At 67.6% G+C, this 6,114-nt stretch carries 5 protein-coding genes and 1 pseudogene; 5 read left to right on the top strand and 1 reads right to left on the bottom strand.

Going from position 1 to position 6,114, the window contains the following annotated elements:
* Window positions 1-497: 497 nt before the first annotated feature.
* The 5 genes and pseudogenes from KBI44_11805 to KBI44_11785 all read left to right on the top strand — a co-directional run bounded on the left by KBI44_11805 (window position 498) and on the right by KBI44_11785 (window position 4,245).
* Window positions 498-716: pseudogene (locus KBI44_11805) on the top strand (DUF4160 domain-containing protein).
* Window positions 717-776: 60 nt separating this feature from the next.
* On the top strand, window positions 777-1,028 hold the full coding sequence (locus tag KBI44_11800; protein MBP9145160.1) for a DUF2442 domain-containing protein: 252 nt from the start codon (window positions 777-779) through the stop codon (window positions 1,026-1,028).
* Between the two features lie 145 nt (window positions 1,029-1,173).
* On the top strand, window positions 1,174-1,410 hold the full coding sequence (locus KBI44_11795) for a type II toxin-antitoxin system prevent-host-death family antitoxin (protein ID MBP9145159.1): 237 nt from the start codon (window positions 1,174-1,176) through the stop codon (window positions 1,408-1,410).
* Between the two features lie 464 nt (window positions 1,411-1,874).
* Complete coding sequence (locus KBI44_11790) at window positions 1,875-2,750, top strand: sel1 repeat family protein (GenBank protein MBP9145158.1); 876 nt, start codon at window positions 1,875-1,877, stop codon at window positions 2,748-2,750.
* A 181-nt stretch (window positions 2,751-2,931) separates the two neighbouring features.
* A complete protein-coding gene (locus KBI44_11785) occupies window positions 2,932-4,245 on the top strand; it encodes a hypothetical protein (GenBank protein MBP9145157.1) in 1,314 nt (437 codons plus the stop codon).
* Between the two features lie 27 nt (window positions 4,246-4,272).
* On the opposite strand, the gene KBI44_11780 is transcribed toward KBI44_11785, so the two are convergent.
* Window positions 4,273-6,114, bottom strand: a 1,842-nt coding sequence (locus KBI44_11780; GenBank protein MBP9145156.1) for a tetratricopeptide repeat protein, incomplete at its 5' end; no start/stop codon positions are given.

The raw sequence follows: 6,114 nt of genomic DNA, 5'->3' as shown, positions 1-6,114 counted from the left end.
AAGAGGACAGACGGGACTTAGCCCGCCCAACCCGGGTACCTGTGGCTGGACCGACAGTTTCCCTTATCTATCTAGAACGATCGGCTGAAGGAAAGCGAACAGTCTTTTCTCTACCTCCGACCGAAGGGATCTGGCAGGGTCTGGCCCGGAAGTGGGAGCCCCCCTTTTAGGACCTATCGCTGGAAGAAATGCCACCTGGAAGTCTTGCAGTCGAAGGCTGGCAAGTTCGACAAGATGGGGCAAGCAACTCCTGGGATGGAGTGCGGGATGGTTGCGGTTCTACTTGATGACGGCATAAGACAAATGGAATCAATTAGTTGGGAATGTGGCGCGGCAGCCTTCCAAGCTGTTGGTCGCGGGTTCGAATCCCGTCTCCCGCTCCATTCATTCCATCCTCGATCGGTTTCAATCCATTTCGCCAGTTCTGGCGCAGAAATTACGTCCTTCCTTCGTAAGGGTGGCTTCACTCGAAGCCGCCGGGTCTTGCGAGGGGAGCGATGCCCACCATCAGTCAGTTCTTCGGAATCTCGATCCGGATCTATCGCAATGACCACCCGCCGGCGCACTTCCACGCCTACTACGGCGGACACGCGGCGACGATATCGATCGAGACGCTGGATCTGCTTGCTGGGAGCCTTCCGCGCCGAGTCTTCACAATGGTTCTGGAGTGGGCGATGATGCATCGGCTGGAGCTGCGGGAAAACTGGCTCCGGGCTGAGTGGCACGAGCCGGCGCTGCCGATTGCGCCTCCCCTCTGGGTGACGAGGAGGACTGAGATGTGGCGAGTCGTCTCGGTAAAGGCCTTGCCGGGCTACCGGCTCGAGGTTGAGTTCGCCGATGGCACGCGGGGGGTTCTGGACTACAGCCAGGAGCTCTGGGGACCGGTGTTCGAGCCGCTGAAGGACCCAGAGCGGTTTGCCGAGGTCGGTCTCGACGAGTTCGGCGTCGTCTGCTGGCCGAACGGTGCCGATCTCGCTCCTGACGCGATGTACGACGAGATCAAAAACGGTACGACCGTCTCGCGCTGAGCGCAGCCCCCTCCCGGCTTCCACCTCCCGAATTCCGAGAGGTTTCCCCCCGACCCGGGATCGGCTACCTATCGATCCGTGGCCCGCGTGCACCCTCTGGGTAGACTTTGCCGGCATCGGTATCACGCCGCGATACCATTCCCCCATGTCCAGCGTGAACCTTCGTGACCTCAGGAACCGAGGTGGCGAGGTGGTCGAGCGGGTGGCCCGGGGCGCTTCGGTCATCGTCACCAAGGGCGGTGTCGCCGTGGCCGTGCTGCAGCCGATTCCGAAGCCGGCGCTCGATCGCGAAACGCTGTTCGCACGGTTCAGCCGCCTGCCCGCGGTCGACCCCATCGAGTTGAGGCGCGATCTCGACAAGGGCCTCGATCCGGCACTGTGATCGTCCCGGAGTCGGGCGCGGGGCTCCTCGACGCGAGCACCTTCATCTTTTCCACATGCTGAAAGCCCGAAGTGGACGCAAGTGGCCGTCAGGCAAGGCCGGAATTCGGTAGGTCTGGCCTCGGCGCAAGGCCAGGTTGCCGGAGCCGCTCAGCCCAGATCTCCCCACTCAGTGATCGAAGAACGGCGCGACGCTGCCCCAGGAGTGGACGAATCTGTACCGCTGCCCCTTGCGACGCTCGCCCCGCCCCTTCCTCTGCCCCTCCGCCCCTCCAGGCGCCGCACCCGTCCGACTGTCGAAAATCCATCGCGCCGGATCTTTTCGCCCGTCATCCTTCGCGCTCATTCCCTGCGTGGTCCTGGCTGCGCGTCGCCCGGTCGCGGTGACCCGAGACGGCTCCTGGGAACGACATGGCCCGGATAGGGCGCGCTCTCGGCGGGCGCGGGGTTCGGGGAGGAGATCGGATGAGGTTCTCGCGAGGGTTTGGCGTGGTGTTCCTGGCCGGGATGGTGGCCAGTGGCGCGTTGGCGAGCGGCGGGCGCGACCTGCAGAAGTTGCGTGCCGATGCGGCGCAGGGCAGTGTCGAGGCGGAGCTGGCGCTCGCCAGTGCCTACATGTTCGGGGACGGTGCGGCGCGGGACGAGTCGGAAGCCCTGAAGTGGTTTCGGACTGCGGCCGGGCAGGGGAGCGCCGAGGCGCAGATGAGCCTCGGGATGATCTATCTCGGCGGACAGGGCGTTCCGAAAGACGAGTCGGAGGCGTTGAACTGGTTTCGCCGCGCCGGCGAACAGGGGTTGGTCGAGGCGCAGGTGATGCTGGCCGGGATCTACGCCACCGGGCAGGGCGCCGCCCTCGACGAGCGTGAGGCGGTGAAATGGCTCCGCCGGGCTGCCGCGAAAGGTGACGCCGGGGCGCAGAACAACCTCGCGTGGATGTGCGCCAACGGCCGTGGCACGGCGCAGGACCCGGTAGAGGCAGCCAGGTGGTATCGCCTCGCCGCCGACCAGGGGTTCGCCGCCGCGCAACTCGCGGTCGGGCAGATGTACTCTGCCGGCTTCAGCGTGGCGAGGGACGACATGGAGGCCGCCCGGTGGTACCGGCTCGCCGCCGAGCAGGGGTTGCCCGAGGCGCACATGACGCTCGGGCAGATCTACGAGAAGGGCCTCGGAGTGCCCCAGGATCTCCTCGCGTCCTACATCGAATACTCCAGGGCCGCCGCAGCGGGCGCTGAGGGCGCGGCGCAGCAGCGCGACCGCCTGGCGGGGAAGTTGCCGGCGTCGGACCTCCAGGCGGCGCAGGCGAAAGCCCCGCCCACGGTCGGCAAGCTCGGCGGCAGGTGAGCCGGGCAGGGCGCGCGGCTCACCTGCAGCGGTTCAAGAGCCGGCGATGAGGGATCGTCCGGGGCTGCGGGAGACCCGGCTCCGGACCAGGGCCAGCCAGTTTCCCGGAGTTCGCCGCCATTCGGGGGCCTCAAAGACCCGCGGCTGCCCGCCCCCGGGCGGGTGCTAAGGTAGATGCACCATGCGAGAACTCGGCGTTTGGTCCCTGTCCGCTTGCGCTCTGGCGTGGCTCGTCGGCGCGCCCGCTGTCCCCCTCTCCGGCCAGCTGCTGGGCCCGGAGTTCCAGGTCAATTCCTACACGACGGGCTACCAGACGACGCCCGCCGTCGGCATGGACGGTGCGGGGAAATTCGTCGTCGTCTGGACGCGTGTCGATCCAGATCTCACCGACCGCGAAATCGCCGTTCAGAGATTCGATGCCGGGGGCGTGCCCGAGGGAGGGGAGTCTCAGGCGAACTCGTTCACGACGGGCAATCAGTGGTTTCCTGCCCTCGCCACCGCGCCGGCGGGAGGGTTCCTGGCGATCTGGGAGGGCGCAGGCGCGGGCGATCCGGACTCGGGTGTCTTCGGCCAGCCGTTCGACGCGGCCGGCGATGCCTTGGGCGGTGCCTTGCTTTTCAACAGCTACACCACCGGGGAGCAGGGAGACAGTGCGGTGGCTGCGGACGGTCAGGGCAATTTCGTCGTCGTGTGGACCAGCGCGGACCAGGATGGGTCCGACACCGGCATCTTTGGTCGGCGGGTCGGTCCGACCGGGACGCTCCTGGGCGGCGAGTTCGAGGTTCCTACCTACACCACCGGCTTTCAGGTCACACCGGCCGTCGCGGCCGACAGCGCGGGCAACTTCCTCGTCGTCTGGGCCAGCGTGAGCCTGGACAACCTGCAGTCGCCCATCATGGGGCGCCGTTTCAATGCCGCCGCAGTCGCTCAAGGCGACGAGTTTCAGATCAACGCGAACTCGACCGAGCGCCTCTCCGATCCCGCGGTCGCCGCGGACGGTGCCGGGAACTTCGTCGTCACCTGGAACCGGCCTGGGGACGCGCTCTCCCTCGACGACGTTGTCGCGCGGCGCGTCGATGCCTCCGGGGTTCCCGTCGGGGACGAGGTGCAGGTCAATACTCACACCCCCCAGAGGCAGCGGGGAGCGCGGGTCGCGACCGGCGCGGCGGGGAGCTTCGTCGTCGTCTGGGAGAGCCTCTCGGGCCAGGACGGGTCGTATTCCGGCGTCTTTGCGCGACGGTTCGACAGCACGGGGACCCCCATCACGAGCGAATTTCGGGTGAACAGCTATTCGACCGGCAACCAGGCCAAGCCGGCGATCGCCGGCGATGGCTCGGGGGCGTTCGTCGTGACCTGGATCAGCGACGGACAGGACGGCTCTTCGCACGGAATCTTCGGCCAGCGCCTGCATCCGCTTCTCTTCGCCGATGGGTTCGAGGGCGAGTCGGTCTGCGGCTGGAGCGAAGCGGCCGGCAGCGGCGACATCTGCCCGTAGGCCGGCCCTTCCGGCGACGGCGTTCGATCAGTTCGCGGCGGGCAGCCTCTGCCGCCACTCGGCGGCCTTGACCTCGTCGCCGGTCCGCTCGTAGAGCTTCACCAGAGACTCCGTCACGCGGGTGAGGCTGGGAGAGTCGGCGCCGAGCACCTGCGCGAGGAGCTTGCGGGATTCGAGGAGGTCCTTTTCGGCCTCGGCGAAGCGGCTGAGGCCGACCAGCGCATCCCCATGAGCAGCCTGTGTGAAGCCGGTTCCGAAATAGCCCGGAGGCTGGACTTTGCGCGACAGGGCGAGGGCGCGTTCGAGGATCGCTTCGGCGGGGGCGAACCTCTCCTGCGCGATGTAGAGGCGGCCGAGGTTGGTCATCGTGACGGCTATATCGGGATGCTCGGCGCCGAGCAGGCGGCGGCTGGTTTCGTAGTCTTCGAGATAGAGCGCTTCGGCTTTGTCCAGCTTGCCCGTCCGGCGGTAGAGGATCGCCAGATTGTTGACCGCGATCATCGTCTCAGGGTCTTCGTTGCCGTGCACCCGGCGGCGACCGGCGAGCGTCGCTACCGCCAGCTGCTCGGCCTCGGGGAGCTTGCCCGCGTTCTTCAGCACCTGCCCGAGGTTGTTCATCAGGGCCAGCGTGAACGGGTCCTCGTCGCCGTGCCGGTCGCGTTGCAGAGCGAGCGTCTGGCGGTAGAGCTCCTCGGCCTCCGCGAGCCGGTCGCTGTCACCGTAGAGCATGGCGACCTGATCCATCGTCTGAAGGACCGGAGCGGAATCTGCGGCCAGCGCCCGGCGGCGCCCCGCGAGCGCCGCAAGGAGCAGCGGCTCGGCCTCGGCGATCCGGCCCTGCTTGAGATAGACACTGCCGAGGTCATGGACGACATCGAGGGTGGCAAGTGCGGTTGCGCCCAGCTCGCGCTCCGATAGCGCGCGCGCCTCCTCGAGCGGGTCTCCGGCGCTCTCGAACAGGCCCAGCTTCACGTACGTCGCGCCGATCGAGTGCAGAACCTCTGCCTGCACCAGGGGCTGGGTGGAGAAGCGGCTCTTCGCGGTGGCGATGGCGCGACGGAGAATGTTCTCGTCGATGATCTGCAACGCGGCGTCGGTCGGGTTGATCTCGCGCAGGGCGGTGTCGAGCCCTGCCGAGTAGGCCGCCATATCGCGCTCCGAGGCCTTGCGATCGACGAGCGCCCTGGAGAGGCGCGCGCGCAGGTCGTCGGCGAGACGGCTGCCCATCTTCTGCGCGTCGATGCCGTCGAGCATGTCGCGCTGGAAGTCGACCACGGTCTCGAGGTCCTTGCGCGCCTGCTCGGCGTTGCGCCGCTCGGCGGCCTCGCGCAGGCCGAAAGTCGTCGCGACCGCGATGCCGGCGACCAGCGCGACGACTGTCGCGACGATGCCTGCGACCAGGGTGCGATTGCGGCGGGTGAACTTGCGCAGCTGATAGATCGTGCTCGGCGCGCGCGCAAGGATCGGCCGCGAATCGAGGTGCAGTCCGATGTCCTCGGCGAGCGCCGCGGCGCTCGCGTAGCGGCGGTCGGCCTCCTTCTCGAGCGCCTTGCCCGTGATCGTCTCGAGGTCGGGATCGGGGCCGCGGCTGTCGCGCCAGGATCGGGCGAGCGGCCTGGGCGGCTGCTCGCAGATGATCCGCACCGACTCGAGGAGCGAGCCCTTCGCCGTGTCGTAGGGGCGGGCGCCGGTGAGCATCTCGTAGAGGATCACGCCGAGCGAATAGACGTCCGAGCGCACGTCGATCGCGTCGGAGTCGCCGCGCGCCTGCTCCGGGCTCATGTAGGGGAGGGTGCCCTTGATGATGCCGACCTCGGTCATCGCGGTTGCCTGGTCGACATCCCCCTCGGTGATCCGCGCCAGGCCGAA

The sequence above is a fragment of the Thermoanaerobaculia bacterium genome (genome assembly GCA_018057705.1).
Taxonomy (GTDB): domain Bacteria; phylum Acidobacteriota; class Thermoanaerobaculia; order Multivoradales; family JAGPDF01; genus JAGPDF01.
Note: the sequence above shows the minus strand (reverse complement) of the source record. Positions and strands in the feature narration are given on the sequence as shown.

Coding starts and splice junctions, on each gene's coding strand:
- KBI44_11800 (MBP9145160.1), top strand. CDS start 777: ATGTGGCGAGTCGTCTCGGTAAAGGCCTTGCCGGGCTACCGGCTCGAG.
- KBI44_11795 (MBP9145159.1), top strand. CDS start 1,174: ATGTCCAGCGTGAACCTTCGTGACCTCAGGAACCGAGGTGGCGAGGTG.
- KBI44_11790 (MBP9145158.1), top strand. CDS start 1,875: ATGAGGTTCTCGCGAGGGTTTGGCGTGGTGTTCCTGGCCGGGATGGTG.
- KBI44_11785 (MBP9145157.1), top strand. CDS start 2,932: ATGCGAGAACTCGGCGTTTGGTCCCTGTCCGCTTGCGCTCTGGCGTGG.